Source organism: Pseudomonas sp. ICMP22404, from assembly GCF_006227205.1.
Classification (GTDB): domain Bacteria; phylum Pseudomonadota; class Gammaproteobacteria; order Pseudomonadales; family Pseudomonadaceae; genus Aquipseudomonas.
In genome coordinates this window covers 25,486-50,538 of sequence record NZ_VCNG01000016.1, presented here as the reverse complement: position 1 = coordinate 50,538, position 25,053 = coordinate 25,486, and the positions used below count along the sequence as shown (strand labels likewise).

The following is a 25,053-nucleotide window of genomic DNA, read 5'->3' as shown; positions in this document are numbered from 1 at the left end:
CGCTTCCACAGGGCACCGCTTGATCCTTTGGCTCTATTTGGCTTGCAGTGGTCTTGGTTGATCCACGACACTGTCGCTCTTGCGTAAAGCTTTCATGTCGCTGGGAGAATGCCGTCATGGCCCACGAGCTCTATACCCGCACCAACCAGAAAATCTACTTCGCCGGCCTGTCGCTCGAAGCGCTCGCCAGGACCGAGGATGGACGTGCGATGAACTCCCCGGCGCTGCTCCAGGCCGGACGCGAGTCGGCCCTGTTTCACCTGTACGGTGCGTTACTGGGCTTGTGCCATGAAATAGCCGGTTTCTATCGACTGCCCCTGGCGAGCGCCCCGCGGGCCGAACTGCTGCTGACACGGGAAGTGCTGCAGGATATTGCCATTCCGGAAATGGCTGAAATGATTGAACTGGCTCAAAACCCGGAAACCTGGCTGGCCAAGCTGCTGGCAGCCCATGCGGCGCTGTTCCAGCCGCCACGGGCTCCTCGCAAGCCCAAGGGTGACGTGACCCAGCCGTTGATCGTAGCGGTCAATCTGGATGAAGAAGAGCCGGAGCAAGAACTCAGCCGGGAAGAGCTGGAGAGCTGGCGTCAGAACCTCAAGAGCCTGGCGTTGCGCTTCCGTGAAGGGTTGAACGAGTGCTGAGTTTTCTTTCAGCTCAAGACCCTCATTGATAACGCTTGGTCAAGATCCCGAGCGAAGCCTGGCCGATGACTATATAATCCTCGCCTTTCGTGGAGAACAGACTTTTATGCCAACGTCCTTTCTAGAAATTGTCGAACTTCCTGATGGCCGTATCGAGCTGCGCAGGGCTGAGGACGAGGGTTCCCTGGTGACTCTGAGTTTCTCCGAAGATGCCAAGGCATTCCTGCAAGGCCAACACGTCGAAGTCGCCAAGGCGATGCTGAGCGTGGGTGTCCAGATGGCAGGGCGCCTGGTTGAAGGCGAATTCAACAACAAGGAAGACGAGGGGCCGCGGGTTCTACACTGATCCTGTCTGTCGGTTTCTTGGAAGTAGTGTTGCCGCCCGGCTTCTCTGTCCTGGAGAAGCCCCTGTGTTTGTCTTAGCCCAGTCGAATGTTCAGACTCTGTGCGTCCCCGGTGCGAGCGGCGCTGATCAACTGTTGTCGAGCCGTTGAGCTCAACGGGTTGAGCCAGCTGACCACCGTATGGCTGCGACCCAGGCGCAAGGCTTCGCAAGTCAACTGTTGAGCGCTTTGGGTGCCCCGCGGTTGCAGCAGCAGGATTCGCTCGCGATTAAGACCTGCGTCCCGCAACCAGGCCTGTGTGACACTGGCCGGAGGTGCGATCAGCGTCAACCAGCGGGCTTCCTGGTCCTGGCTTAATTCCCGCAGAATCGGTGCCAGCAGATTCAGGCAGTTCCCGGCTGCACCACGCAGTGACAGTTCACTGAAGGCCTCGGGCTCGACGCTCCACGGCGCCTCGATCACATCTTTCAGGACTGGAGCCAGCGGCTGGGCCATGAAGGCCTCGAACAACGGAAGTTGCGTGTGCTGTGGTGTGTGAGGGAACTGCATAAAGCCTCCTTTAGCGGCGGATGACGCCGACACTCAAGCCTTCGATGACCAGATCCTGTTCTTGCAGGTCCACCTCGATGGGTGCGAATTCAGGGTTCTCGGCAATCAGCCAGACCTTGCTGCCATCGCGTTTGAAGCGCTTGACGGTGACTTCGTCGCCGATACGCGCCACCACGATCTGGCCGTTGCGGGCTTCGCGAGTGGTGTGTACCGCCAGCAGATCGCCGTCGAAGATGCCGATGTCCTTCATGCTCATGCCATGTACGCGAAGAAGATAATCGGCCCGTGGATGGAAGAAGGCGGGGTTGATGTTGCAGGACTCCTCGACATGCTGCTGGGCGAGGATCGGAGCACCCGCCGCCACACGACCGATGATCGGCAAGGTGGTTTCGTCGGCCTTGGCTTCGAAGCCGGGAATACGAATGCCACGGGATGCGCCCGGGGTCATTTCAATCGCGCCCTTGCGGGCCAGTGCCTTGAGGTGTTCCTCAGCCGCGTTCGGCGACTTGAAACCCAGTTCCTGAGCGATTTCCGCGCGGGTCGGCGGATAGCCGTTGTCCTCGAGGCAGCGCTTGATGAAGGCCAGAATCTCTGCTTGGCGTGGCGTCAGCTTTAGCATATTGATCGCTCTGTCTTTTTATACAGTGACTGGGATTATATACAGTGAGCGCCGCTTGGCAATCTTCCTTTTTTCGCGGGCCGCTGGACGGTCGGTCGGGCGGTTGAAGCCACTTGGGCAACAGCCTGTAAAGGTGTGGTTAAATAGCTGACCGGGCGTTCGCAAAACGTCCCGTCAGGCTTGACAACCCCAAGGTCGAAACGTATGTTTCAAACAAGTGTTTGTCAGGCGGAGTAACCATGGCCCAGTCGGAAACCGTTGAACGCATTCTCGATGCTGCGGAACAGTTGTTCGCGGAGAAGGGTTTCGCTGAAACCTCGTTGCGCCTGATCACCAGCAAGGCCGGGGTCAACCTGGCGGCAGTGAACTACCACTTCGGTTCGAAGAAGGCGCTGATCCAGGCGGTGTTCTCGCGATTCCTCGGGCCTTTCTGCCTCAGCCTCGACCGTGAACTGGAGCGTCGCCAGGCCAAGCCCGACGTCAAGCCCACCCTGGAAGAGCTGCTGGAAATGCTGGTGGAGCAAGCGCTCGCCGTGCAGCCGCGCAGCGGTAACGATCTGTCCATCTTCATGCGCCTGTTGGGCCTGGCATTCAGCCAGAGCCAGGGCCATCTGCGGCGTTATCTGGAAGACATGTACGGCAAGGTATTCCGCCGCTATATGCTCCTGGTCAACGAGGCTGCGCCCCGGATCCCACCGATCGAGTTGTTCTGGCGCGTGCACTTCATGCTCGGCGCCGCCGCGTTCAGCATGTCTGGCATCAAGGCCCTGAGGGCGATCGCCGAAACCGACTTTGGCGTGAATACTTCCATCGAGCAGGTGATGCGCCTGATGGTGCCTTTCCTGGCGGCCGGCATGCGCGCCGAAAGTGGCGTCACCGACGACGCCATGGCAGCCGCCCAGTTGCGTCCGCGCAACAAATCCACGCCGGCCCTCGCCAAGGCGTGAACGGGTGGGCGCGGCTGCCCACATCCGCTAAGCTAGCCGCCCATGCCGACTCTCGTTTCGAATCCGTTTCAAATGTCATTGCACGACCGCGACCTGCCGGGCCTGGCGCCTGGCAACGCGGTCGTGCCTGTATTGCCATGCGGGTTCATCGTTACTAAGGAAATGCTATGACTGCTGGCCTGCAAGGCTCGTTGATGGTGGACGTCGCCGGTACCTGGCTGACGGCCGAAGATCGCCACTTGTTGCGTCAGCCGGAAGTGGGTGGGCTGATCATTTTTGCTCGCAATATCGAGCATCCACGTCAGGTTCGCGAGCTGAGCGCGTCGATCCGTGCCGTTCGTCCTGACCTGCTGCTGGCGGTCGATCAGGAGGGCGGGCGCGTTCAGCGTCTGCGCCAGGGGTTTGTGCGGTTGCCGGCGATGCGGGCGATTGCCGACAATCCGAATGCCGAATACCTGGCCGAGCAGTGCGGCTGGATCATGGCGACCGAAGTGCTGGCGGTGGGTCTCGATCTGAGCTTTGCCCCGGTGCTGGACCTCGACTATCAGCGCAGCGCGGTGGTTGGCAGCCGTGCCTTTGAAGGCGATCCGGAGCGCGTCGCGCTGTTGGCGGGCGCATTCATTCGCGGCATGCGAGCGGCCGGCATGGCCGCCACGGGCAAGCATTTCCCTGGTCATGGCTGGGCCGAGGCCGACTCCCACGTGGCGATTCCCAACGATGAACGCAGCCTCGAACAGATCCGCGCCAATGACCTGGTGCCCTTTGCCCGATTGAGCAAGCAACTGGCCGCAGTGATGCCGGCCCACGTGATCTATCCCCAGGTCGATGCCAACCCGGCAGGTTTTTCCCGGCGTTGGCTGCAGGACATCCTGCGTGGCGAACTGCAATTCGATGGCGTTATTTTCAGCGATGACCTGTCGATGGCTGGCGCCCATGTGGTCGGCGATGCCGCCAGTCGTATCGAGGCCGCGTTGTCGGCCGGTTGCGACATGGGCCTGGTGTGCAACGACCGCGCCGCCGCGGAGCTGGCCTTGAGCGCTGCCCAGCGCCTGAAGGTCAAGCCGTCGGCGCGGATCGCACGCATGCGTGGCCAAGCCTTTGCCACCACCGAATACCGCCAGGATCCACGCTGGCTGACGGCAATCGGCGCGCTGAAAGCCGCCCAATTGATTGATTAAGGACGTTTTGTCATGACCGTTTACGCAATTATCGGCGGCACTGGCCTGACCCAGCTCGAAGGCCTGACCATTCGCCGATCCCTGGCGGTGGATACGCCTTATGGCGCACCGTCGGCCGATATCCAGATCGGTGACTACGCTGGACGTGAAGTGTTGTTCCTGGCTCGCCATGGCCATCCCCATCGGTTGCCGCCCCATCAGGTCAACTATCGCGCCAATCTCTGGGCGTTGAAGCAGGCTGGCGCCGAGGCGATCCTGGCGGTCAATGCCGTGGGCGGGATCCATGCAGCGATGGGCACCGGGCATTTCTGTGTGCCTCATCAGTTGATCGACTACACCAGCGGTCGCCAGCACACCTATTTCGCTGATGATCTGGAAGCGGTCACCCACATTGATTTCAGCTACCCCTACAGCGAGTCGCTGCGTCAGAAGTTGATCGCTGCCCTGGCCGCCGAAGGCTGTGGCTACAGCAGCCATGGTGTATACGCCTGCACCCAGGGGCCACGCCTGGAAACCGTGGCCGAAATCGCCCGCCTGGAACGTGACGGTTGCGACATCGTCGGCATGACCGGCATGCCGGAGGCAGCGCTGGCTCGCGAACTGGAGCTGGACTACGCCTGCCTGGCCCTGGTGGTGAATCCGGCAGCGGGCAAGTCCACGGCGGTGATCACCATGGCGGAGATCGAGCAGGCGCTGCATGACGGGATGGGGAAAGTGAAATCGACCCTGGCGCGTGTATTGATGTAACGCTATCGCGAGCAAGCCCGCTCCCACACTGGAATGCTGGTGTACTCGCTATGACTGCACGACACGAAACCTGTGGGAGCGAGCCTGCTCGCGATGGCGCCGGAACATCCAGCATCGCAGGTAACTGAGACACCGCTATCGCGAGCAGGCTCGCTCCCACCCTGGAATGCAGGTGTACTCGCTATGACGGTACGACACGAAACCTGTGGGAGCGAGCCTGCTCGCGATGGCGTCGCAACATCCAACATCGCAGGTAAAAACACCGCTATCGCGAGCAAGCTCGGCTCCCACAGGTATCAGGCCGCCATATACGGGCCTCAGCGCTTCTCCAGCTTATCCGGCAGGGGCGCGAACAACGCCTCGATATCGTCGCTCTGCAGCTTCCAGTCTCCGGCCACGCGTCCGTCGAGGACGCCGGCGGCGAGGTCGGATTTTTCCTTTTGCAGCAGCTGGATTTTTTCTTCCACGGTGCCCCGGGCAATCAGCTTGTAGACGAACACTGGCTTCTCCTGGCCGATGCGATAAGCCCGGTCGGTCGCCTGGTTTTCCGTTGCGGGGTTCCACCACGGGTCGTAGTGGATCACCGTGTCGGCTTCGGTCAGGTTCAGGCCAACGCCACCCGCCTTGAGGCTGATCAGGAAAATCTGGCGCTTGCCGCTTTGGAACTCCTTGACGGGCGTGCGCCGGTCCCGGGTCTGGCCGGTCAGGATGGCGTAGTCCACGCCGCGTTTTTTCAGCTCATCTTCGATGAGCGCCAACATCGACGTGAACTGGGAAAACAGCAGCACCCGACGTCCCTCTTCAAACAGCTCGTCCAGCATTTCCATCAGGCTGTCGAGCTTGCCCGAGGTGCTGCCTCGGGCAGGTGGGGCATCGCTGATCAGTCGCAGGTCGCAACACACCTGGCGCAGCTTGAGCAGCGCTTCGAGAATGATGATCTGGCTGCGGGCAACGCCCTTGCGGGTGATTTCGTCGCGCACTTTCTTGTCCATGGCCAGGCGCATGGTTTCGTAGACGTCCCGCTGGGCATCGCTGAGTTCGACCCAGTGGACGATTTCGGTCTTGGGTGGCAATTCCGTCGCGACCTGTTCCTTGGTTCTGCGCAACAGGAAAGGTTTTACCCGGCCATTGAGGTGTTGCAGCCTGATGTCGCTGCCGCGCTTTTCGATGGGCACGCGGTAATCGCGGTTGAAACTCTTCACGTCCCCGAGCCACCCGGGCAGCAGGAAGTGAAACAGTGACCACAGCTCGCCCAGGTGATTTTCCAGGGGCGTACCGGACAGGCACAGTCGCTGCCGGGCATCGAGCTCCCGGGCAGCCTGGGCGGCTTTACTGGTGGGGTTCTTGATGTATTGGGCTTCATCGAGGATCAGCACATGCAGTGGCTGCGTCTTCAGGCGTTCGACATCCTTGGGCAGCAAGGCGTAGGTGGTGAGCACCAGGTCGTAATCGGCCAGCCGTTCGAAGTGCTTCTTGCGCCCGGCGCCATACAGGGCCAGCACCTTCAGTTGCGGCGTGAAGTGGGCGGCCTCGTCGAGCCAGTTGGGAATCAGGCTGGTGGGCATCACCACCATGCAGGGACGGTCGAGGCGGCCGGCGTTTTTTTCGCTGAGAATGTGCGCCAGGGTCTGTAGGGTCTTGCCCAGGCCCATGTCGTCCGCGAGGATGCCGCCGACTTCCAGTTGCCGCAGCGACTGCATCCAGCTCAAGCCTTCGAGTTGATAAGGCCGCAGCGTCGCGTTCAGGCCCTCCGGCACGGTGGCGGTGTAGTCCTTGATGTCCCGCAGGCGTTGGGCCAGGCCACGAATGTGTTCGCCGCCTTCCCAGCGCAGTGGCATGTCTTGCAGGGGATTGAGGCGCAAGGCATCCGCGCTGTTCAGGCGCAGCTTGGTGGTGCCGGGCTCGTGCAGGTAAAACTCGCCCAGAGTCGCCAGCACCGGTTTCAGCCGGCCGTAGGGCAGAGCCACTTGTTGCGGGCCGAACTCCGAGTTCGGACGGTTCGGCAAGTTGACCAGGATGAGTTCGTCATCGCGGCGCCTGGCCAGGCGTTCCGGGTTGAACAGTTCGATGTGCGAGCGCATCAGGTTCAACAGGATCGGCAGCAGGCTCAATCGCTCGCCATTGACGATGATCCCCAGTTCCAGATCGAACCAGTCCCGCTCCGGCGTTTCCTCGACGGTGGCGTACCAGTCGTCCACGGCGGTCAGATCGAAGCCGAAATCTTCATCGATCTGCAGCTCCCAGCCCTGGCTGCGCAGTTTCGGCAGATCATTGAGCGTGAACGTCAGCCAGGCGCTGTCGTTGACCATCTCGTAAAGTTCGCCGGCACTTTCCGGCAGGGCCTTGCTTTGCCGGGTCGCGATCTTGAAGCCGAGGATCCGTAGCTGCTCGCGGTAGGACTGCTCCACATCGGTGTGGCGTTTTATTCGCAGCGTCTGTGTTTCCTGGCGAATCAGCACGTCAGTATTGCGTTGGCCGCTGACGTACTCGTCCAGATAGCTGAACGACAGGGCCGCGCGGTGTTGGATGTAGCGCTGCATCTTGCCGTTACGCGGCTCGAAGGCGCTGAACTCTATGCTCGCCAGCCACAGGCGTGGCATCGGTTGGACGTTGTCCACCAGCACCTGCGGCGGGGCCTTGGGGCTGCGGTTGTCCAGTACCGCCTGGAGTTTCTCCAGCAGTTGGGCGTCTTTCTCGGCAGCCGGATAGGCCAGGGTTTCCTGGACTTGCAGCAACACCGCCGCGCAATGCTTGCAGTTGATGCGCACCGGGCAGGAGCAAGCGGCTTCGAGCAGAATCAATGTGCCTTTGGCTGATTCTTTAAGGCGAATGGTCTGACGATAAACATTGCCACCAGAGCCTTCGCAACTGGCGGTGATGGTGCTTTCTCCGGTCTCGACGATCCTGACGCGGTTTTCCAGTGCGTAACGGCGCCCACGCTCCAGGCTCTGTTCCTTGAATCGATTGACCCAGGAAGGTGCCAGGGGTTTGCTCAGGGGCGAGGGCATAGGCGCGCCGTTCAGTCCGGAATGACGTCAGGTGCCTGCCGTGGAGCGGGCGCGGTCAACGAGGTGATCTTGATCAGCAGGGCCAGGTGACCGTTGTCCAGGTAGTTGAGCTGGCCGTTCTTGGTATGGCTGTTCTGCTTCATGCGTTCGCTCGCGGTGACGAGGCCATTGGCATCGATCCGGTTGATCCAGAAGTCGGCATCCACGTCGGTGAAGCGTCCCAGTTTCAGCCCCAGGGTGCCTTCGATGGGGAACTGGCCGAACTGTTCGGTGCCGTCGCTGATGGCGATTTTGCTGCCCTGTTCGCCGATGTTCTGCTGCCAGGCCTTGTGCATCAATACGGTGTATTGGCCGCTGGCGTTGAGTTTCTCCACGATGCCCCTGAGCGCTGGGGTGCGCTGGCTGTCGGCGGGCAGTCGTTGCGCGCCGGCGTCCCAGTCTTCCGGGGCGGCACGGCTGATAATCACCGGTTCGGCATTCTGGCGCAGCAGAATCATTTCGACCTGATACAGGTCGTCGGCAAACGCCAGGGGAGCGACCAGGGTCAGCAGCAAGGTCAGTGAGCGAAACAGGCGCATGGGGCGTCCTTCAAGCAGTGGTCGGGGTGAGGCGCTCGAACAGCGCTTCTACGGTATTGAAACGTTCTTCCGGGCGCTCCATGGGCACCATGAACTTGAACATCGTGGCGCCTTCGAATTTGTAGCGCTTGGGCTGGCCCTGGATCAGCTTGATCAGTACCAGTGGATCGACCGGGGTCTGGGCTTCGAACTCGATCCGACCGCCATTGGGGCCGCCGTCGACTTTCTTGATGCCCAGTTGTTCGGCCTGGAGCTTGAGCAGCGTCGTTCGCACCAGGTTCTTGGTCGGTTCCGGCAGCAGGCCGAAGCGGTCGATCATCTCCACTTGCAGGTCCTTGAGTTCTTCCTCGTTGGTGGCCGAGGCAATGCGCTTGTAGAGAATCAGTCGCGCATGGACATCCGGCAGGTAATCCTCCGGGATCAGCGCCGGCACCCGCAGGTTGATTTCCGGCCCGCCGCCCAGGGGCTGGTCGAGGTTCGGCTGTTCGCCCTTGCGGATCGACTTGACCGCCCGTTCCAGCATTTCCATGTACAGGGTGAAGCCGACGGCCTGGATCTGGCCGCTCTGGCCGTCCCCCAGCAGTTCGCCGGCACCGCGGATTTCCAGGTCGTTGGTGGCGAGCACGAAACCGGCCCCCAGGTCCTGGGTATTGGCGATGGCCTCCAGGCGTTTTTCCGCGTCGGGGGTGATCTGCTGGCGTGGCGGCGTCAGCAGGTAGGCATAGGCCTGGTGGTGACTGCGCCCGACCCGGCCGCGCAACTGGTGCAACTGGGCTAGGCCGAACTTGTCGGCCCGCTCGATGATAATGGTGTTGGCGCTCGGCACGTCGATACCGGTCTCGATGATGGTCGAGGCGATCAGCACGTTGAAGCGCTTGTGGTAGAAGTCGCTCATCACCTGTTCGAGTTCGCGTTCGCGCATCTGCCCGTGGCCGATGCCGATCCGTGCTTCCGGCACCAGCTCGGCCAGGTCGGCGGCGCACTTCTCGATGGTCTTCACGTCGTTGTGCAGGTAATAGACCTGGCCGCCGCGCAGCAGCTCACGCAGCAGCGCTTCCTTGACCGTGCTCTTGTTCTGCTCCATGACGAAGGTGCGCACCGACAGGCGGCGGGCCGGCGGCGTGGCGATGATCGACAGGTCGCGCATGCCCGACACTGCCATGTTCAGCGTGCGCGGAATCGGCGTGGCGGTCAGGGTCAGGATGTCGACCTCGCTGCGCAGGGCCTTGAGCTGTTCTTTCTGGCGTACACCGAAGCGGTGTTCTTCGTCGATGATCACCAGCCCGAGGTTCTTGATCTTCACATCGTCCTGCAGCAGCTTGTGCGTGCCGATGACGATGTCGATCTTGCCCTCGGCCAGGTCGGCCACGGCGGCGTTCACTTCCTTGGCGGACTTGAAGCGGCTCATCACTTCCACAGTGACCGGCCAATCGGCGAAGCGGTCGCGGAAGCTGTTGTAGTGCTGTTGGGCGAGCAGGGTGGTCGGCACCAGGATGGCGACCTGCTTGCCGCTGTGCACGGCAATGAACGCGGCGCGCATCGCCACTTCGGTCTTGCCGAAACCGACATCGCCGCACACCAGCCGGTCCATCGGCTTGGGCGCGAGCATGTCGGCGCGCACGGCTTCGATGGTGGTTTGCTGGTCGACGGTTTCCTCGAACGGGAAACCGGCGCTGAAGGTTTCGTAGTCGGCTTTCGGGTCGGCGAAGGCATAACCCTCGCGCGCGGCGCGGCGGGCGTAGATGTCCAGCAGTTCGGCGGCCACGTCGCGCACCTGTTCGGCGGCCTTGCGCTTGGCCTTCTGCCAGGTTTCCGAGCCCAGGCGATGCAACGGGGCCAGGGCGTCGTCGCTGCCGGTGTAGCGTGCGATCAGGTGCAGGTTCGCCACCGGCACGTAGAGCTTGGCGCCTTCGGCGTATTCCAGGGTGAGGAACTCGGCCGCCTGGTTGTCGATTTCCAGTGTCGCCAGGCCCAGGTAGCGACCCACGCCGTGGTCGATATGCACCACCGGCGCGCCTTCGCGCAGCTCGGTCAGGTTCTTGATGACCGCGTCGTTGGCGGCATCGGCACGCTTCTCACGGCGACGGCGTTGCATGACGCGCTGGCCGAACAGCGGGCTTTCGGCCACCAGCGCCACCGCCGGATCATCGAGTACCAGGCCTTCGTCCAGCGGCGCGATGGTGATTGCCAGTCGATCCTTGCTCGCGACGAAGTCCGGCCAGCTGTCGATCGTTTTCGGCCGCAATTTCAGGCGCTCGAGCAACTCCAACAGCACTTCGCGCCGCCCGGCGGATTCGGCGGTAAACAGCACGCGGCCAGGAAACTCGTCGAGAAAGCCGGCCAGCGCCGCCAATGGCTGCGTGGCCTTGGCTTCGATCGCCAGGTCTGGCAGGGCTTTGGCGGGGAAGCGTTCACGGCCGACGCCGGGCTCCACGTCCTGCTGGCTTGCCACCACGCGTGGCCAGGTCTTGAGACGGGCAAAGCAGTCTTCCACCGGCAGGAACAACTCGGCAGGCGGCAATAAAGGACGGGACGGGTCGACGCGACGTTCTTCGTAGCGATTGCGCACGTCGTTCCAGAAGTTTTCCGCTGCCTGTTCGATCCCTGGTAACGAGAACACCTGGGTGTCCTGGGGCAGGTAGTCAAACAGGGTGGAAGTCTCTTCGAAAAACAGCGGCAGGTAATACTCGATGCCGGCGGGGGTGATCCCGCTGCTCAGGTCCTGGAAGATCGGGCAGCGACGGAAATCCACGTCGAAGCGCTCGCGAAACCGCGCCTTGAAGCGGGTCACGGCGTCTTTCTGCAGCGGGAATTCCTTGGCGGGCAGCAGGCGGACCGACTGGACCTTGTCGATGGAACGCTGGTTTTCCGGGTCGAAGGTACGCAGGGTCTCGATTTCGTCATCGAACAGGTCGATGCGATAAGGCAGCTTGCTGCCCATCGGGAACAGGTCGATCAAGGCGCCACGTACCGCGAACTCGCCGTGTTCGTACACGGTGTCGACGCAACGGTAGCCGCTGGCCTCCAGTCGGATGCGCATCTGCTCCACATCCAGCTTCTGGCCGATATCCAGCACCAGGCTGCTGCCGAGGAGGAACCGGGTCGGGGCCAGGCGATGTAGGGCCGTGGTGATGGGCACTACCAAAACGCCATGACTGAGCTCCGGCAACCGATAAAGGCTGGCGATTCGCTGGGAAATGATGTCCTGGTGCGGCGAGAACAGGTCGTAGGGCAGGGTTTCCCAGTCCGGAAAATGCAGAACCGGCAGATCCGGGGCGAAGAAACCCAGCTCCTGCTCCAGCCGCTCGGCGCTCTGGCTGTCGGCGGTCAGCAGCAGGGTAAAGCGCTTTGCAGCGCTGGCGGCCTCGGCAATGGCCAGGCTCAGGGCGGCACCGGGCAGGTTGCCCCAGTGCTGTTTACCTGCCGTGGCAGGGAGAAGCGGAAGACGCAGAACGGGCACGGAAGGTTGAGCTCCAAGCGTTGCGACAAAGTCGACAATTGTAGCGGGGTAAAGGGGCGGCTGTCAGTCGCAGACTACCCGGGCGGAGGGGAAAACCACGGCGCGACAGGCGCGCATTGCTCCGGCGTGGACTCGGCGGCATAATGTAGCCCCTTTTTTCAGCCCCTACATGTGGAAGGTTCCCGTGACTCAGAAGCCCGACCAGTGTCTTGGTGAATGGATTGATCGTGAAGCACTCGCCGAAGCGATGATCCCTCTCATCGGTCAGCTCTACCGCAATAACAACGTGGTGAGCTCGATCTATGGCCGCAGCCTGATCAACCAGTCTGTCATCGCGATTCTCAAGGCGCACCGCTTTGCTCGCCACCGTTCCTCCGACGACAGCGAACTCTCCGTCCACGAAACATTCCCTCTGCTCAAGGCCATGAGCGAGCTCAAGCTCGGCGCGGCTTCGGTGGACCTGGGCAAGTTGGCGTTCAAATTCCGCAACGAAGGCAATGGCCGTAGCGCCGAGCAGTTCGTGCGTGAAGAGATGGCTGATGTGGTTGGCCAGCAGAACGTTTCGGCTCGCAAAGGCACTGACGTGGTCCTGTACGGCTTCGGTCGTATCGGCCGTCTGCTGGCGCGCATCCTGATCGAGAAAACCGGTGGTGGCGACGGCCTGCGTCTGCGGGCCATCGTGGTGCGCAAGGGCGCCGAGAACGACCTGACCAAGCGTGCCAGCCTGCTGCGCCGTGACTCGGTCCATGGTTCGTTCAACGGCACCATCACCATCGACGAAGAAAACAACACCATCACCGCCAACGGCAACCTGATCCAGGTGATCTACGCGAAGAACCCGACCGAGGTGGACTACACCCAGTACGGGATCAAGGATGCGCTGCTGGTGGACAACACCGGTGTATGGCGTGACGCCGACGGCCTGGGCCAGCACCTGGCCTGCCCGGGTGTCGACCGCGTTGTCCTGACCGCGCCAGGCAAGGGCAAGCTGAAGAACATCGTTCACGGCATCAACCACGGCGACATCACCGCGGACGACAAGATCGTTTCCGCCGCCTCTTGCACCACCAACGCCATCGTGCCGGTGCTCAAGGCAGTGAACGACAAGTTCGGCATCGTCAACGGTCACGTCGAAACAGTTCACTCGTACACCAACGACCAGAACCTGATCGACAACTTCCACAAAGGCGATCGTCGTGGCCGCAGCGCCGCGCTGAACATGGTCATCACCGAGACCGGCGCCGCCACCGCTGCCGCCAAGGCCCTGCCTGAGCTGGCCGGCAAACTGACCGGTAACGCGATCCGTGTGCCGACGCCTAACGTGTCGATGGCCATTCTCAACCTGAACCTTGAGAAAGCCGCCACCCGTGAAGAGATGAACGAGTACCTGCGCTACATGGCGCTGCACTCCGATCTGCATAAGCAGATCGACTTCGTCAATTCCCAGGAAGTGGTGTCCACCGACTTCGTGGGCTCGCGCCACGCCGGTGTCGTGGATGCTGAAGCAACCATCAGCCAAGACAACCGCGTTGTTCTGTACGTCTGGTACGACAACGAGTTCGGTTACAGCTGCCAGGTGGTTCGCGTGATGGAAGACATGGCCGGTGTGAACCCGCCAGCGTTCCCACGCTAAGCGCTAGCCGCCCATAAAAAACGCCCCGACTTGTCGGGGCGTTTTTTTGTCTGGGGGTTTTGTGTTGGCCTCACGGGCCTCATCGTCGGATCGCCGCCCGGAGCAAGCCCGCTCCCACAATTTGACCGCGTACACTCTGTGGGAGCGAGCCTGCTCGCGATAGCGGTTGATCAGGCGCCGCTAACGGCTGAAGCCTGCGCAGTCCGCAGTTGATGACGATTGCCCTTGAACAGCACCAGGGTAGCAATCAGCCCCAGCACCGCCGCACCGCTGAGCCATATCCCCGGCGCAGCCTTGTTGCCCAACACATGAATCAAATAAGTGCAGGCCGCCGGTGTGAATCCACCGAAGGTTGCGGTCGCCAGGCTGTAGGCCAGGGAGAACCCGGTGGTGCGCACTTCCACCGGCATGATTTCCGTCAAGGCCACCACCATGGCGCCGTTGTAGGATCCATACAGGAACGACAACCACAGCTCGACGATCAGCAAATGGCTGAAGCTGGGGTTCGCCACCAGCCAGGACAGCGCCGGATAGGCCGTCAGGATTGCCAGGATGGTCGCGGCGAGCAGCAGGGGTTTGCGTCCGACCTTGTCGGAAAATGCCCCCATCACCGGCAACCAGAAGAAATTCGACAGGCCGATGCACACGGTGACCAACAACGCGTCCAGGTCCGACAGGTTCAACTCGGATTTGCCGAAGGTCGGCGTATAGGCGGTGATCAGGTAGAACGACACCGTGGTCATCACCACCAGCGCCATGCCGGCCAAGACGATGCCAAAGTTCTGGCCGATGGAACGGATGATTTCCGACAGGGTGGGGCGGTGCTTTCTCGCCTGGAATTCAGGCGTTTCTTCCAAGGAGCGACGGATCACGAAAATCGCCGGTACGATCATGCAACCTACCAGGAAGGGTACACGCCAGCCCCATTCGCCCATTTCCTGCGGGCTCAGCCAATGATTGAGGCCAACCCCCAGGAGCCCGGCGAATACCACGGCAGCCTGTTGGCTGGCGGATTGCCAACTGACAAAGAAGCCCTTGCGCCCGGGTGTGGAGATTTCCGCCAGGTACACCGACACTCCACCGAGCTCGACCCCTGCGGAGAAACCTTGCAACAACCGACCCAGCAGCACCAGCAACGGTGCCACCACGCCCAGGGTGGCGTAGCCCGGTACGCAGGCGATCAGCAAGGTGCCGGCGGCCATCATCGCCAGGGTGATGATCAGGCCTTTGCGGCGACCATGGCGGTCGATGTAGGCACCGAGAAAGATCGCCCCCAGCGGGCGCATCAGGAACCCGGCGCCGAAGGTGGCCAGGGACAGCATCAGCGAGGCGAAAGCACTGTCGGTGGGGAAGAACGTCTTGGCAATGGCCGTGGCGTAGAAGCCATAGACCATGAAGTCGAACATCTCCAGGAAGTTGCCGCTGACAACGCGAAAAATCGCCTTGCCGTTGCTCGTGTTGGAAGGCATGTGTAGGTACTCACTCTGGTAAATCTTGTTGGAAACGCAGTACCTGTAGGAGCGAGCCTGTGGGAGCAAAGCTTGCTCGCGATGAACGAAGGCGCGGCCTTGCAGGTGGACCGAGTCGTTTGCGTCGCGAGCAAGCTTTGCTCCCACAGGTCTGCTCCCACAGGTTGTTGCATCTGGACTGGCGGACACTGAAGTCCATAATGGCCGTCGTGGTTTTGAGGGGGGATGAAGATTTGTTAACTGGACGATGGGCAACGCTTGTGATGCTGGTCGGCGTACTGTCCGGCTGCGGCAACGGCGATACCCTGGAGCGTTTCGACGGCCCGACCATGGGCAGTCATTATTCCATCCAGTACGTCAGGCATGCGGCCACGCCAGGCCCGGCAGCGGTGCAGGCCGAGGTCGAGCAGATCCTTGCCGACGTGGATCGGCAGTTATCCACTTATCGCAGCGACTCGGACATCGAACGTTTCAATGCGCTGCCGGCCAACAGTTGCCAGGTCATGTCCGCCCCGGTGCTGGAATTGATTGGCTTGGGGGAGCAGTTATCCGCGCAAAGTGGCGGTGCTTTTGACCTGACGGTCGAACCGCTGCTGAACCTGTGGGGCTTCGGTCCCCAGTCCCGGGAAGAGAAGGTGCCGAGTGCCGAGGTCCAGGCCCAGGTGCGCCAGCGCGTCGGCCATGGTCACTTGCGTATCGAGGGCGACCGGCTGTGCAAGGATGCCCCGGTGGAAGTCGATTTCAACAGCATTGCCGCCGGTTATGCCGTCGACCGGATCGCCGCGAGGCTCCAGGCCCTGGGCATCGACAGCTACCTGGCCGAAGCCACCGGTGAACTCAAGGCGCTCGGGCGCAAACCTGACGGTTCGGCGTGGCGCGTCGCCTTGGAGGCGCCTCGGGATGACCAGCAAGTGGCCGAGCGTGTCATCGAGGTCAATGGCTACGGTGTTTCAACTTCCGGCGACTACCGCCGATACTTCGAGCAGGACGGCACGCGCTATTCCCACACCTTCGATGCGCGCACCGGTGCACCGGTCCTGCACAACCTGGCGTCAGTCACGGTGATTCATCCTTCGGCGTTGATGGCCGATGGACTGTCGACGCTGTTGCTGATTCTCGGGCCTGAGCAGGGTTGGGACTATGCCGAGAAACATGACATTGGGGTATTTTTCGTGCTGCGGGACAAAGATCGTTTTGTCACCCGTACCAACGATGCGTTTGAACGGATCAGCAGCGGAAAAACCCAATGATGACAGGCTGGTGAAAGCGTAGGTGTGGCGAAATAACGCAGCAAAACTAGCCTCTGACGCGACCAAGGGGTAATGTGCGCGGCGTTGACGCTTCGATAGACTGCGGCCGGGCGCGTGAACCGGCCCAAAATTGTTCCTTCATGCCGCAACCCGGCGTGATTTAGCCGTCGGCGCCATATCGGGTGCCACGGCCTGTTCTGAGGAGTACGCATGGCTGTCTACAACTACGACGTGGTGGTACTGGGTTCCGGCCCGGCGGGAGAAGGCGCGGCAATGAACGCCGCCAAGGCAGGACGCAAGGTGGCGATGGTCGACAGTCGTCGCCAGGTCGGCGGCAACTGCACCCACTTGGGTACCATCCCGTCCAAGGCCTTGCGTCACTCGGTCCGGCAGATCATGCAGTTCAACACCAACCCGATGTTCCGGGCCATCGGCGAGCCGCGCTGGTTCTCCTTCCCCGACGTGCTCAAGAGTGCCGAGAAGGTAATCTCCAAGCAGGTGGCCTCGCGTACCGGCTACTACGCCCGCAACCGTGTCGACGTATTCTTCGGCACCGGCAGCTTTGCCGACGAGCAGACCGTGGAAGTGGTGTGCGGCAATGGCGTGGTGGAAAAGCTGGTGGCCAAGCACATCATCATCGCCACCGGCTCGCGTCCTTATCGTCCTGCCGACATCGATTTCAACCACGCGCGTATCTACGATAGCGACACCATCCTCAGCCTGGGACACACCCCGCGCAAGCTCATCGTCTACGGCGCCGGGGTGATCGGTTGCGAATACGCGTCGATCTTCAGCGGCCTGGGTGTGCTGGTGGAGCTGGTGGACAACCGTGGCCAGTTGCTGAGCTTCCTGGACTCGGAAATCTCCCAGGCCCTGAGCTATCACTTCAGCAACAACAACATCACGGTGCGCCATAACGAAGATTACGATCGCGTCGAAGGCGTGGATAACGGCGTGATCCTGCACCTCAAGTCCGGCAAGAAGATCAAGGCCGACGCCTTGCTCTGGTGCAACGGTCGCACCGGCAATACCGATGCCCTGGGCCTGGAGAACATCGGCGTGAAGGTCAACAGCCGTGGCCAGATAGAAGTCGACGAGAACTACCGCACCTGTGTGCCGAACATCTACGGTGCCGGTGACGTGATCGGCTGGCCGAGCCTGGCCAGTGCCGCCCACGACCAGGGGCGTTCGGCCGCCGGCAGCATCGTCGACAACGGCAGCTGGCGTTTCGTCAACGACGTGCCGACCGGTATCTACACCATTCCGGAAATCAGCTCGATCGGCAAGAACGAGCAGGAACTGACCCAGGCCAAAGTGCCTTATGAAGTGGGCAAGGCCTTCTTCAAGAGCATGGCGCGGGCGCAGATCGCCGGTGAGCCGCAAGGCATGTTGAAGATCCTGTTCCACCGCGAGACGCTGGAAGTGCTCGGCGTGCACTGCTTCGGTTACCAGGCTTCGGAGATCGTCCACATCGGCCAGGCGATCATGAACCAGCCAGGCGAGCTGAACACGCTGAAGTACTTCGTCAACACCACGTTCAACTACCCGACCATGGCCGAAGCCTATCGGGTAGCGGCCTATGACGGGCTCAACCGGCTTTTTTGAGCGGCTCCGGCCGGTGGCCTGAGCCGGCCGGGGAGACCGATTTCAGCCATTCTCGAGCGTGGCAGTGGCCAAACCGGGAAAGTCTGTAATCAGGCTGTCAGCGCCAAAGTCGGCGAGCCTGCGCATCAGCGCAGGCTCGTTGACGGTCCACACCGACACATGCAGCCCCTGGCGCTGCGCCTTGATCAGGCGCTCGGGCGTGCACAAGGTCCAGTTCAACGCCAGAATCTCACAACCGTAACTCTGGGCGACCTTCAGCGGGTCGAGCCAGGCGTACTCGGCCACCAGCCCGCGGGAGATGTCCGGCGTCAACTCCAGCGCGGCCTTGAGCACTTCCCGGGAACTGGAGGTGATGGTGACTTTGTCCAGCAGGCCGAAGCGCTGGGCCATCTCGCGGATCCCCAGCACCGTGGCTGCCGCCCGGGTGCGTGAAGCGCTCTTGACCTCCAGTTGCCAGTGCTCGAAATCACACTTCTCGAACAGCTCTTCCAGGCGCGGGATCGGGCACGGTGTGATCCAGCCCGGGCCACCCTTGCGCGCATCGTAGGTCACCAGTTCGGCGGCGGAGTGCTCCACCACCTTGCCCCGGCGGTCGGTCGTGCGCTTGAGGGTCGGGTCGTGGATCACCATCAACTCGCCGTCCATGGACAGGTGCAGGTCCAGTTCGCAACGGCGTACACCGTGCTTGAGACATTCCTGAAAACCGGTCAGGGTGTTTTCCGGTGCTTCGCCCTTGGCGCCGCGGTGGCCATAAATGAGGGTCACGGTTCTTCCTTATTGATACCTGATTCGTTCTGTTCCCGCGCCAGGCGGCGTTCTTGCGCCTGTTTCTGCAGGATGTAGCGGGCCAGCAGCTGGCGCTGGGCGTCGGTTGGGCGTTCGAACTCGGTGCCTACGTCGTAGCCGTCGCCCTTGGGGTCGCAATGGGTGACCCGCGCCCGCAGCAACAGTCCCAGGGCCTGGGGCATGAGCACCAGTTTGATCGACAGGTGCGCGCCGATGGCAATGGCGGTGGGGTACTGGAAGTCGATGCCGCCTTCGGAAATGATCACCGGCTGCGGCTCGCCGATCTCGCCGAGCACAGTCAGGGCAATGACCTGGCTGAGCAGGTCGATACGTTTGTTCATCACCTTGAGATAGGCGGCGATGCTGCGTTCGCGCTCGCTGATCTGGCGCAGCAGGTGCTGTGACTCGAACTCGCTCAGGTGCAGTTCGCTGAGCAGATTGAACAATGGAGAAGGATCCTGCAACACTTCCTGGCCAGCAGCTTCAGGAATGGAGAGGGGCCGAATTTCCAGTGCGATCGTGTCCTCGATACGGTAGTATTCGCGGCGATCTTCTTCATCTAATGTCGACATGGCGAACCCATGGTAGCGGCGGTGGTCTGAGTGTAAAGCTGGTTTGAGACCCCCGCCACAAGGACGTTCCTTTTCCCCCCGAACAAGCCCCGACATGTTCAGACCTCTCTTCGTATTCATCGGCACGCGTTATACCCGTGCAAAACGTCGCAATCATTTCGTATCGTTCATTTCCCTGACATCCATCATCGGGCTGGCCCTTGGCGTGGTCGTGATGATCGTCGTGTTGTCGGTGATGAACGGCTTCGACCATGAAATGCGCACCCGCGTGCTGGGCATGGTGCCCCACGCCACCGTCGAATCCGGCGAAGCCATCAGCGACTGGCCGAGCCTGGCCGCCAAGGTCAAGCAGAACCCGCAGGTGCTGGCCGTTGCGCCGTTCACCCAGATGCAGGGGCTGCTGACCAACGACGGCAAGGTGTCCAAGGTGCTGCTCAACGGCATCGACCCCGGGCTCGAGCGGCAGGTGTCGATCATCGACAACTTCATGCAGCAGGGCCGGCTCGACGACCTGGCGCCGGGCAGTTTTGGCATCGTGATCGGCGACAAGGCCGCGACCAAGCTGGGCGTGGCCATTGGCGACAAGCTGACCTTCGTCGCGCCGGAAGTCACCGTGACCCCGGGCGGCGTGTTCCCGCGCATGAAGCGCTTTACCGTGGTCGGCATTTTCCATGTCGGCGCCGGGGAGCTGGACGGTTACCTGGGCGTTACCAACCTCCAGGACCTGGCGCGCCTGCATCGCTGGAAACCGGACCAGGTCCAGGGGCTGCGGCTGAAGTTCGACGATCTGTTCCAGGCGCCGCGTGCCGCGTGGACCATCGCCCAGCAGCTCGGTGAAGACCGTTATTACGCCCGGGACTGGACCCGCACCCACGGCAACCTGTACCAGGCGATCCGCATGGAAAAAGCCATGATCGGCCTGCTGTTGCTGCTGATCGTCGCCGTCGCCGCGTTCAACATCATTTCCACCCTGGTGATGGTGGTGAACGACAAGAAGGGTGATATCGCCATTCTGCGGACCCTGGGCGCCACGCCGGGACAGATCATGCGCATCTTCATGGTCCAGGGCACCGTCATCGGCGTGATCGGTACGCTGGTCGGCGCCCTGGTCGGGATGTTCGCCGCGCTGAACGTCAGCGCCGCGATTGCCGCCCTGGAAGGCCTGATCGGGCACAAGTTTCTCAACGCCGACGTGTATTTCATCGACTACCTGCCATCGCAACTGCAGGCCGACGATGTGTTGATGGTCTGCGGCGCCGCGTTGATCCTGAGTTTCCTCGCCACCCTGTATCCAGCCTGGCGTGCCGCGCGCACCCAGCCTGCGGAGGCGTTACGTTATGAGTGAGTCGGGCATGAGTGAAAAAGCAATCTTGAGCTGCCGCAACCTGGGCAAATCCTACGAGGAAGGCCCGGAGTCGGTGGTGGTGTTGTCGGGCCTGCAACTGGAGCTGCATCCGGGTGAGCGCGTAGCAATTGTCGGTACCTCCGGGTCGGGCAAAAGTACCTTGCTCAACCTGCTGGGCGGTCTCGATACACCGAGCACCGGCAGTGTCTGGCTGGCGGGGGAAGAACTCTCGGCGCTGAACGAGAAGGGCCGTGGCCTGTTGCGTAACCGCTCCCTGGGCTTCGTCTACCAGTTCCACCATTTGCTGCCCGAGTTCACCGCCCTGGAAAATGTCTGCATGCCGCTGTTGATCGGCCGCACGGCGATTCCAGAGGCCCGCCAGCGCGCTACCGCGTTGCTGGAGCGGGTAGGGCTGGGCCATCGCCTGGAGCACAAGCCGGCGGAACTGTCCGGTGGTGAGCGCCAGCGGGTGGCGATTGCCCGCGCCCTGGTCAACAAGCCAGGCCTGGTGATGCTCGACGAGCCGACCGGCAACCTCGACTCCCACACCGCCCAGGGCATCCAGGACCTGATGCTGGAACTCAGCACCTCGATGCGCACCGCGTTCCTGGTGGTGACCCACGACATGAACCTGGCCCGGCAGATGGACCGCGTCCTGCATTTGCAGGAAGGTTGCCTGACGCCCATCTGACCGCCCGCAACCCGGCGCTGGTGATACGCGCCGGGTCTTTAATTTTTCTACGGTGCTCCGCGAATGTTCAGACCGTTATCGATCTTCATCGGCACGCGCTATACCCGCGCAAAGCGCCGCAATCGCTTTGTTTCGTTCATCTCCATGACCTCGATGATCGGCCTCGCCCTGGGTGTGCTGGCGATGATCGTGGTGCTGTCGGTGATGAACGGCTTCCAGCGCGAAATGAGCTCGCGCATCCTCGGCATGGTGCCCCATGCCACCATCGTCGGGGTCAATCCGATCGATGACTGGCAGCCAGTGGCCGCCGCCGCGCTGAAAAATCCCGAGGTGACCGCCGCCGTGCCGTTCACCGAGATGGAAGGCATGCTGAGCTATAAGGGCTCAATGCAGCCGATCCAGATCAGCGGCGTCGATCCGGCCCAGGAAGGCAAGGTGTCCATTGTCGCCCAGCATATCGTCCAGGGTCGTCTCGATGCCTTGAAGCCGGGGGAATTTGGCGTGGTGATCGGTGAAATCACCGCCCGGCGCTTCCGCCTGAACGTCGGCGACAAGCTGACCCTGATCGTGCCGGAAGTCAGCACCGCGCCGGGCGGTATCACGCCGCGGATGCAACGGCTGAACGTGGTCGGTGTGTTCAAGGTCGGCGCCGAGCTGGATGGCTCCATGGCCCTGATCCATCTGGCCGACGCCGCACAGATGCAGCATTGGCAGCCGAACCAGGTGCAGAGCGTGCGGCTGGCGGTGAAGGACCTCTACGCTGCGCCGAAGGTGTCCGGCGATATCGCTACGGGCCTGGGCTCGGACTACAAGGCCGACGACTGGACCCACACCCAGGGCAGCCTGTTCAGTGCCATGAAAATGGAGAAGACCATGATCGGCCTGCTGTTGCTGATGATTGTCGCGGTGGCGGCGTTCAACATCATCGCCACGCTGATCATGGTGGTGAACGACAAGGGCGCGGACATCGCGATCCTGCGCACCATCGGCGCCACGCCGCGGCAGATCATGGCGATCTTCATGGTCCAGGGCACGGTGATCGGTATCGTCGGCACGGTGATCGGCGGTGTGCTGGGGGTGATTGCGGCGCTGAACGTCAGTGAGTTGGTGGGTTGGCTGGAGCGGGTCACCGGCCAGCACATCTTCAGCTCCGACGTGTACTTCGTCAGCAACCTGCCGTCGGAGCTTCAGCGCGGCGACGTGGTGCTGATCTGTGCCGCAGGCTTCATCCTGAGCTTCCTGGCCACCGTCTATCCGGCGTGGCGCGCGGCGAAGATCGAACCGGCGCAGGCGTTGCGGTATTCGTAAGGTCAGCGCGACCCCCCTGTGGCGAGGGGATTTATCCCCGCTGGGCTGCGAAGCAGCCCCAAAAGCTCTCATTCAATCTGGCAGATCGGGTTGGCAGGTTTAGGGCCGCTTCGCGCCCCAGCGGGGATAAATCCCCTCGCCACAGGGCTGGCGTTCGGCTCAACCTATTTTGGCAACTCAATCACGAACCGCGTCCAGCCATCGGCTGATTCACAGTGAATCTCGCCGCCATGGGCGCGGATGATTGAGCGGGTGATCGCCAGGCCCAGGCCAGCATGTTCGCTACTGCCTTCCCGGCGGGCCGGGTCGGCGCGGTAGAAACGGTCGAACAGGCGCGGCAGCAAGTCCGCCGGGATGCCTTCGCCGCTGTTCTCCACGCTCACGCTCAACGCCTGGGCAGTCTCGATCATTCGTACCCGCACTTCACCGCCCATGGGGGTAAAACGCAGGGCATTGTCCAGCAGATTGGACAGGGCCCGGCGCAACATGCCGCGATCCCCCTCGAGGCGACCACTGCCCTCGCGGCTCAAGCGAACCTGGGCGTCTTCGGCCAGTGGCGCAAAAAACTCCAGCAGCACATCCACTTCCTGCGCCAGCTCCAGCGGTTCGCGGTGGGGTGCCAGCAGGCCATGGTCGGCCTTGGCCAGGTAGAGCATGTCGTTGACCAGTTGGGCCATCCATTGCAGCTCTTCGAGATTGCTGTGCAACGTCTCGCGGTAATCCTCCAGTGTGCGCTCGCGGGTGAGGGTGACCTGGGTGTGGGTCAGCAGGTTCGACAGCGGCGTGCGCAGTTCATGGGCGATGTCGGCGGAGAACGCCGAAAGCCGTTGAAAGGCGTCATCGAGGCGTCCGAGCATGGCGTTGATGCTGTGGGCCAATTCCGCCAGTTCGGCCGGCATGCGGTCTTCGGGCAGTCGGGCGTTGAGTGAGCGTGCCGAAACCCCGCCAGCGATGGCTCCCATGCGGCGAAGCGGCTGCAAACCGCGTTGGGCAACCCAGGCGCCGAGAAGGGCAGTTGCCAGGGCCGACAGGCCGACGGTCAGCCAGATCAGGCGCTGCATGCGTTGCAGGAAATGCTGGTGGTGGGTGATGTCCAGCAGCAGCGTCAGTTGCGGCGAGTCCGGACGATCGGGGTACAGCGCTGCGTTCAGGACTCGGTAATCGGTGTCGGCATCGCTGAGGGTGAATAGGCCAGGGGTTTCGGGCAGTTGGGCCGGAATCTGGATCGAACTGTCATACCAGCGCACGCCGTCGCTGCCTTTGATACGCAGGGCCAGGTCGGCCTGTCGGCTCAGTTCGTCTTCCAGGCGGCGCTGGGTCTGCTCGGCATCGAGATCCTGAAGGGCGCGGCGCAGGCCGATCAGCTTGCCCTCCAGCAACTGCTGGTCCAACTCGATGAAGTGCGCCTCGCTGGCGCGGCTGAACAGTATCCCGGCAAACAGGGACACCACGGCGGTGCAGGCGGCGAACAGCAATGCCAGTCGGCTACTCAACGACCACCGGCCCCTCACAGGCTGCGCTCTTCAAGCACGTATCCCATGCCCCGCACGGTGTGGATGAGTTTGCTGGGGAACTCATCATCGATCTTGAGTCGCAGCCGCCGGATCGCGACTTCGATGACATTGGTATCACTGTCGAAATTCATGTCCCAGACCTGGGAGGCGATCAAGGATTTGGGCAGTACCTCGCCCTGGCGGCGCAGGAGCATTTCCAGCAAGGCGAACTCTTTGGCGGTGAGGTCGATGCGTCGGCCGCTGCGTTCGACACGGCGACGGATCAGATCCAGGCGCAGGTCCGCCAGTTGCAGGCTGGTTTCCAGGGGCGTCGAACCGCCCCGGCGCAGCAGGCTGCGGACCCGTGCCAGCAACTCGGAAAAGGCGAAGGGTTTGACCAGGTAGTCGTCGGCCCCCAGTTCCAGGCCGTGTACCCGATCCTGTACCGCGTCCCGCGCGGTCAGGAACAGTACGGGGGTGTCCAGCCCGGCCCCGCGGACCGCTTGCAGAATCTGCCAGCCGTCGCAGCCGGGCAACATCACGTCGAGGATCAGCAGGGCGTAGTCACCGCTCAGGGCCAGCTGCTGGCCGCTGATGCCATCGGTCACCAGGTCGGCGTTGAACCCGGCCTCGCCCAGGCCCTGGCGCAGGTATTGGCCGGTTTTCGTTTGGTCTTCGACGATCAGCAGTTTCATAGGGCGGCTCAGGACAGGTTTCGGCGTGAGGTTATACCGCGGCAGGCACCGCTGCGGCGCAAGCTGACAAAGTTGTAATCAAGCTGTCAGTCGGCTGGCAGCCGCATGGGGATAGAGTTTGCGCACGTTGAATAT

The 25,053-nt window shown here is 62.1% G+C and carries 21 protein-coding genes; 11 read left to right on the top strand and 10 right to left on the bottom strand.

Annotation, left to right across the window (positions count from 1 at the left end; genetic code table 11):
- The first annotated feature begins 116 nt into the window (after positions 1-116).
- On the top strand, positions 117-641 hold the full coding sequence (locus tag FGE05_RS23795; protein WP_139648809.1) for a DUF6586 family protein: 525 nt from the start codon (positions 117-119) through the stop codon (positions 639-641).
- 106 nt (positions 642-747) lie between these two features.
- Positions 748-987, top strand: coding sequence for a hypothetical protein (locus FGE05_RS23790; RefSeq protein WP_041022021.1), 240 nt, complete (start codon positions 748-750; stop codon positions 985-987).
- A 73-nt stretch (positions 988-1,060) separates the two neighbouring features.
- Here the strand turns inward: FGE05_RS23790 and sulA are convergent, their stop codons facing one another.
- Together sulA and lexA are read right to left on the bottom strand one after the other, a co-directional pair.
- Entirely contained in the window at positions 1,061-1,534 is a 474-nt protein-coding gene (gene sulA / locus FGE05_RS23785) for an SOS-induced cell division inhibitor SulA (RefSeq protein WP_139648807.1), read from the bottom strand.
- Between the two features lie 10 nt (positions 1,535-1,544).
- On the bottom strand, positions 1,545-2,153 hold the full coding sequence (gene lexA / locus FGE05_RS23780; RefSeq protein WP_024777918.1) for a transcriptional repressor LexA: 609 nt from the start codon (positions 2,151-2,153) through the stop codon (positions 1,545-1,547).
- Positions 2,154-2,392: 239 nt separating this feature from the next.
- On the opposite strand from lexA, the gene FGE05_RS23775 reads away from it, so the two are divergent.
- The 3 genes from FGE05_RS23775 (at position 2,393) to FGE05_RS23765 (ending at position 5,025) form a co-directional block, all read left to right on the top strand.
- Complete coding sequence (locus FGE05_RS23775) at positions 2,393-3,100, top strand: TetR/AcrR family transcriptional regulator (RefSeq protein WP_041022016.1); 708 nt, start codon at positions 2,393-2,395, stop codon at positions 3,098-3,100.
- Positions 3,101-3,279: 179 nt separating this feature from the next.
- Positions 3,280-4,278 carry a beta-N-acetylhexosaminidase gene (gene nagZ, locus FGE05_RS23770; RefSeq protein ID WP_173668667.1) on the top strand — a complete coding sequence of 333 codons (999 nt, stop codon included), beginning with the start codon at positions 3,280-3,282 and terminating at the stop codon, positions 4,276-4,278.
- Between the two features lie 12 nt (positions 4,279-4,290).
- The gene (locus tag FGE05_RS23765; RefSeq protein ID WP_139648804.1) at positions 4,291-5,025 is read left to right on the top strand and encodes an S-methyl-5'-thioinosine phosphorylase; all 735 of its coding nucleotides are present in this window, start codon (positions 4,291-4,293) and stop codon (positions 5,023-5,025) included.
- A 317-nt stretch (positions 5,026-5,342) separates the two neighbouring features.
- On the opposite strand, the gene FGE05_RS23755 is transcribed toward FGE05_RS23765, so the two are convergent.
- The 3 genes from FGE05_RS23755 to mfd are packed head-to-tail and all read right to left on the bottom strand — an operon-like array spanning position 5,343 to position 12,071.
- Positions 5,343-8,033 (bottom strand): DEAD/DEAH box helicase, encoded by a 2,691-nt coding sequence (locus FGE05_RS23755; protein WP_139648801.1) that lies wholly within the window; start codon positions 8,031-8,033, stop codon positions 5,343-5,345.
- Positions 8,034-8,044: 11 nt separating this feature from the next.
- Positions 8,045-8,611, bottom strand: a complete 567-nt coding sequence (locus tag FGE05_RS23750) for a CsiV family protein (RefSeq protein WP_139648798.1) — start codon at positions 8,609-8,611, stop codon at positions 8,045-8,047.
- A 10-nt stretch (positions 8,612-8,621) separates the two neighbouring features.
- The gene (gene mfd, locus FGE05_RS23745) at positions 8,622-12,071 is read right to left on the bottom strand and encodes a transcription-repair coupling factor (RefSeq protein WP_139648797.1); all 3,450 of its coding nucleotides are present in this window, start codon (positions 12,069-12,071) and stop codon (positions 8,622-8,624) included.
- A gap of 169 nt (positions 12,072-12,240) precedes the next feature.
- Here mfd and FGE05_RS23740 point away from each other — a divergent pair, with 169 nt between their 5' ends.
- Positions 12,241-13,704 carry a glyceraldehyde-3-phosphate dehydrogenase gene (locus tag FGE05_RS23740; RefSeq protein ID WP_041020650.1) on the top strand — a complete coding sequence of 488 codons (1,464 nt, stop codon included), beginning with the start codon at positions 12,241-12,243 and terminating at the stop codon, positions 13,702-13,704.
- A gap of 170 nt (positions 13,705-13,874) precedes the next feature.
- Here the strand turns inward: FGE05_RS23740 and FGE05_RS23735 are convergent, their stop codons facing one another.
- Complete coding sequence (locus FGE05_RS23735) at positions 13,875-15,173, bottom strand: MFS transporter (protein ID WP_139648795.1); 1,299 nt, start codon at positions 15,171-15,173, stop codon at positions 13,875-13,877.
- Positions 15,174-15,436: 263 nt separating this feature from the next.
- Here FGE05_RS23735 and FGE05_RS23730 point away from each other — a divergent pair, with 263 nt between their 5' ends.
- Both FGE05_RS23730 and sthA read left to right on the top strand, forming a co-directional pair.
- Positions 15,437-16,423: an FAD:protein FMN transferase gene (locus tag FGE05_RS23730; protein ID WP_241802165.1), complete on the top strand. Its 987-nt coding sequence runs from the start codon at positions 15,437-15,439 to the stop codon at positions 16,421-16,423.
- Positions 16,424-16,633: 210 nt separating this feature from the next.
- Positions 16,634-18,028, top strand: coding sequence for a Si-specific NAD(P)(+) transhydrogenase (sthA, locus tag FGE05_RS23725; RefSeq protein WP_041020652.1), 1,395 nt, complete (start codon positions 16,634-16,636; stop codon positions 18,026-18,028).
- Positions 18,029-18,070: 42 nt separating this feature from the next.
- Here sthA and FGE05_RS23720 read toward each other — a convergent pair whose 3' ends face one another.
- Together FGE05_RS23720 and FGE05_RS23715 are read right to left on the bottom strand one after the other, a co-directional pair.
- Positions 18,071-18,793, bottom strand: coding sequence for a glycerophosphodiester phosphodiesterase family protein (locus FGE05_RS23720; protein WP_139648791.1), 723 nt, complete (start codon positions 18,791-18,793; stop codon positions 18,071-18,073).
- Positions 18,790-19,386, bottom strand: a complete 597-nt coding sequence (locus tag FGE05_RS23715; protein ID WP_139648789.1) for a PilZ domain-containing protein — start codon at positions 19,384-19,386, stop codon at positions 18,790-18,792. Before FGE05_RS23715 ends, FGE05_RS23720 begins: the two co-directional genes overlap by 4 nt.
- Before the next feature lie 94 nt (positions 19,387-19,480).
- Here FGE05_RS23715 and FGE05_RS23710 point away from each other — a divergent pair, with 94 nt between their 5' ends.
- The 3 genes from FGE05_RS23710 to FGE05_RS23700 all read left to right on the top strand — a co-directional run bounded on the left by FGE05_RS23710 (position 19,481) and on the right by FGE05_RS23700 (position 22,730).
- Positions 19,481-20,731, top strand: coding sequence for a lipoprotein-releasing ABC transporter permease subunit (locus FGE05_RS23710; RefSeq protein WP_041020655.1), 1,251 nt, complete (start codon positions 19,481-19,483; stop codon positions 20,729-20,731).
- Between the two features lie 7 nt (positions 20,732-20,738).
- Positions 20,739-21,422 (top strand): lipoprotein-releasing ABC transporter ATP-binding protein LolD, encoded by a 684-nt coding sequence (lolD, locus tag FGE05_RS23705; protein WP_175363615.1) that lies wholly within the window; start codon positions 20,739-20,741, stop codon positions 21,420-21,422.
- A gap of 63 nt (positions 21,423-21,485) precedes the next feature.
- Positions 21,486-22,730 carry a lipoprotein-releasing ABC transporter permease subunit gene (locus FGE05_RS23700; protein WP_139648785.1) on the top strand — a complete coding sequence of 415 codons (1,245 nt, stop codon included), beginning with the start codon at positions 21,486-21,488 and terminating at the stop codon, positions 22,728-22,730.
- A 164-nt stretch (positions 22,731-22,894) separates the two neighbouring features.
- Here the strand turns inward: FGE05_RS23700 and FGE05_RS23695 are convergent, their stop codons facing one another.
- Positions 22,895-24,241: a heavy metal sensor histidine kinase gene (locus FGE05_RS23695; RefSeq protein WP_139648783.1), complete on the bottom strand. Its 1,347-nt coding sequence runs from the start codon at positions 24,239-24,241 to the stop codon at positions 22,895-22,897.
- Entirely contained in the window at positions 24,238-24,918 is a 681-nt protein-coding gene (locus FGE05_RS23690) for a heavy metal response regulator transcription factor (protein ID WP_139648781.1), read from the bottom strand. The genes FGE05_RS23695 and FGE05_RS23690 overlap by 4 nt, the downstream gene beginning before the upstream one ends.
- Positions 24,919-25,053 lie beyond the last annotated feature (135 nt).

Bases quoted from the DNA above. Each gene is read 5' to 3' on its own strand.
- FGE05_RS23700 (WP_139648785.1), top strand. From the start codon at position 21,486: ATGTTCAGACCGTTATCGATCTTCATCGGCACGCGCTATACCCGCGCA.
- FGE05_RS23795 (WP_139648809.1), top strand. From the start codon at position 117: ATGGCCCACGAGCTCTATACCCGCACCAACCAGAAAATCTACTTCGCC.
- FGE05_RS23690 (WP_139648781.1), bottom strand. From the start codon at position 24,918: ATGAAACTGCTGATCGTCGAAGACCAAACGAAAACCGGCCAATACCTG.
- FGE05_RS23740 (WP_041020650.1), top strand. From the start codon at position 12,241: ATGTGGAAGGTTCCCGTGACTCAGAAGCCCGACCAGTGTCTTGGTGAA.
- sulA (WP_139648807.1), bottom strand. From the start codon at position 1,534: ATGCAGTTCCCTCACACACCACAGCACACGCAACTTCCGTTGTTCGAG.
- FGE05_RS23750 (WP_139648798.1), bottom strand. From the start codon at position 8,611: ATGCGCCTGTTTCGCTCACTGACCTTGCTGCTGACCCTGGTCGCTCCC.
- FGE05_RS23715 (WP_139648789.1), bottom strand. From the start codon at position 19,386: ATGTCGACATTAGATGAAGAAGATCGCCGCGAATACTACCGTATCGAG.
- lexA (WP_024777918.1), bottom strand. From the start codon at position 2,153: ATGCTAAAGCTGACGCCACGCCAAGCAGAGATTCTGGCCTTCATCAAG.
- FGE05_RS23775 (WP_041022016.1), top strand. From the start codon at position 2,393: ATGGCCCAGTCGGAAACCGTTGAACGCATTCTCGATGCTGCGGAACAG.
- FGE05_RS23735 (WP_139648795.1), bottom strand. From the start codon at position 15,173: ATGCCTTCCAACACGAGCAACGGCAAGGCGATTTTTCGCGTTGTCAGC.
- FGE05_RS23730 (WP_241802165.1), top strand. From the start codon at position 15,437: ATGCTGGTCGGCGTACTGTCCGGCTGCGGCAACGGCGATACCCTGGAG.
- lolD (WP_175363615.1), top strand. From the start codon at position 20,739: ATGAGTGAAAAAGCAATCTTGAGCTGCCGCAACCTGGGCAAATCCTAC.
- FGE05_RS23790 (WP_041022021.1), top strand. From the start codon at position 748: ATGCCAACGTCCTTTCTAGAAATTGTCGAACTTCCTGATGGCCGTATC.
- FGE05_RS23755 (WP_139648801.1), bottom strand. From the start codon at position 8,033: ATGCCCTCGCCCCTGAGCAAACCCCTGGCACCTTCCTGGGTCAATCGA.
- FGE05_RS23765 (WP_139648804.1), top strand. From the start codon at position 4,291: ATGACCGTTTACGCAATTATCGGCGGCACTGGCCTGACCCAGCTCGAA.
- FGE05_RS23710 (WP_041020655.1), top strand. From the start codon at position 19,481: ATGTTCAGACCTCTCTTCGTATTCATCGGCACGCGTTATACCCGTGCA.
- sthA (WP_041020652.1), top strand. From the start codon at position 16,634: ATGGCTGTCTACAACTACGACGTGGTGGTACTGGGTTCCGGCCCGGCG.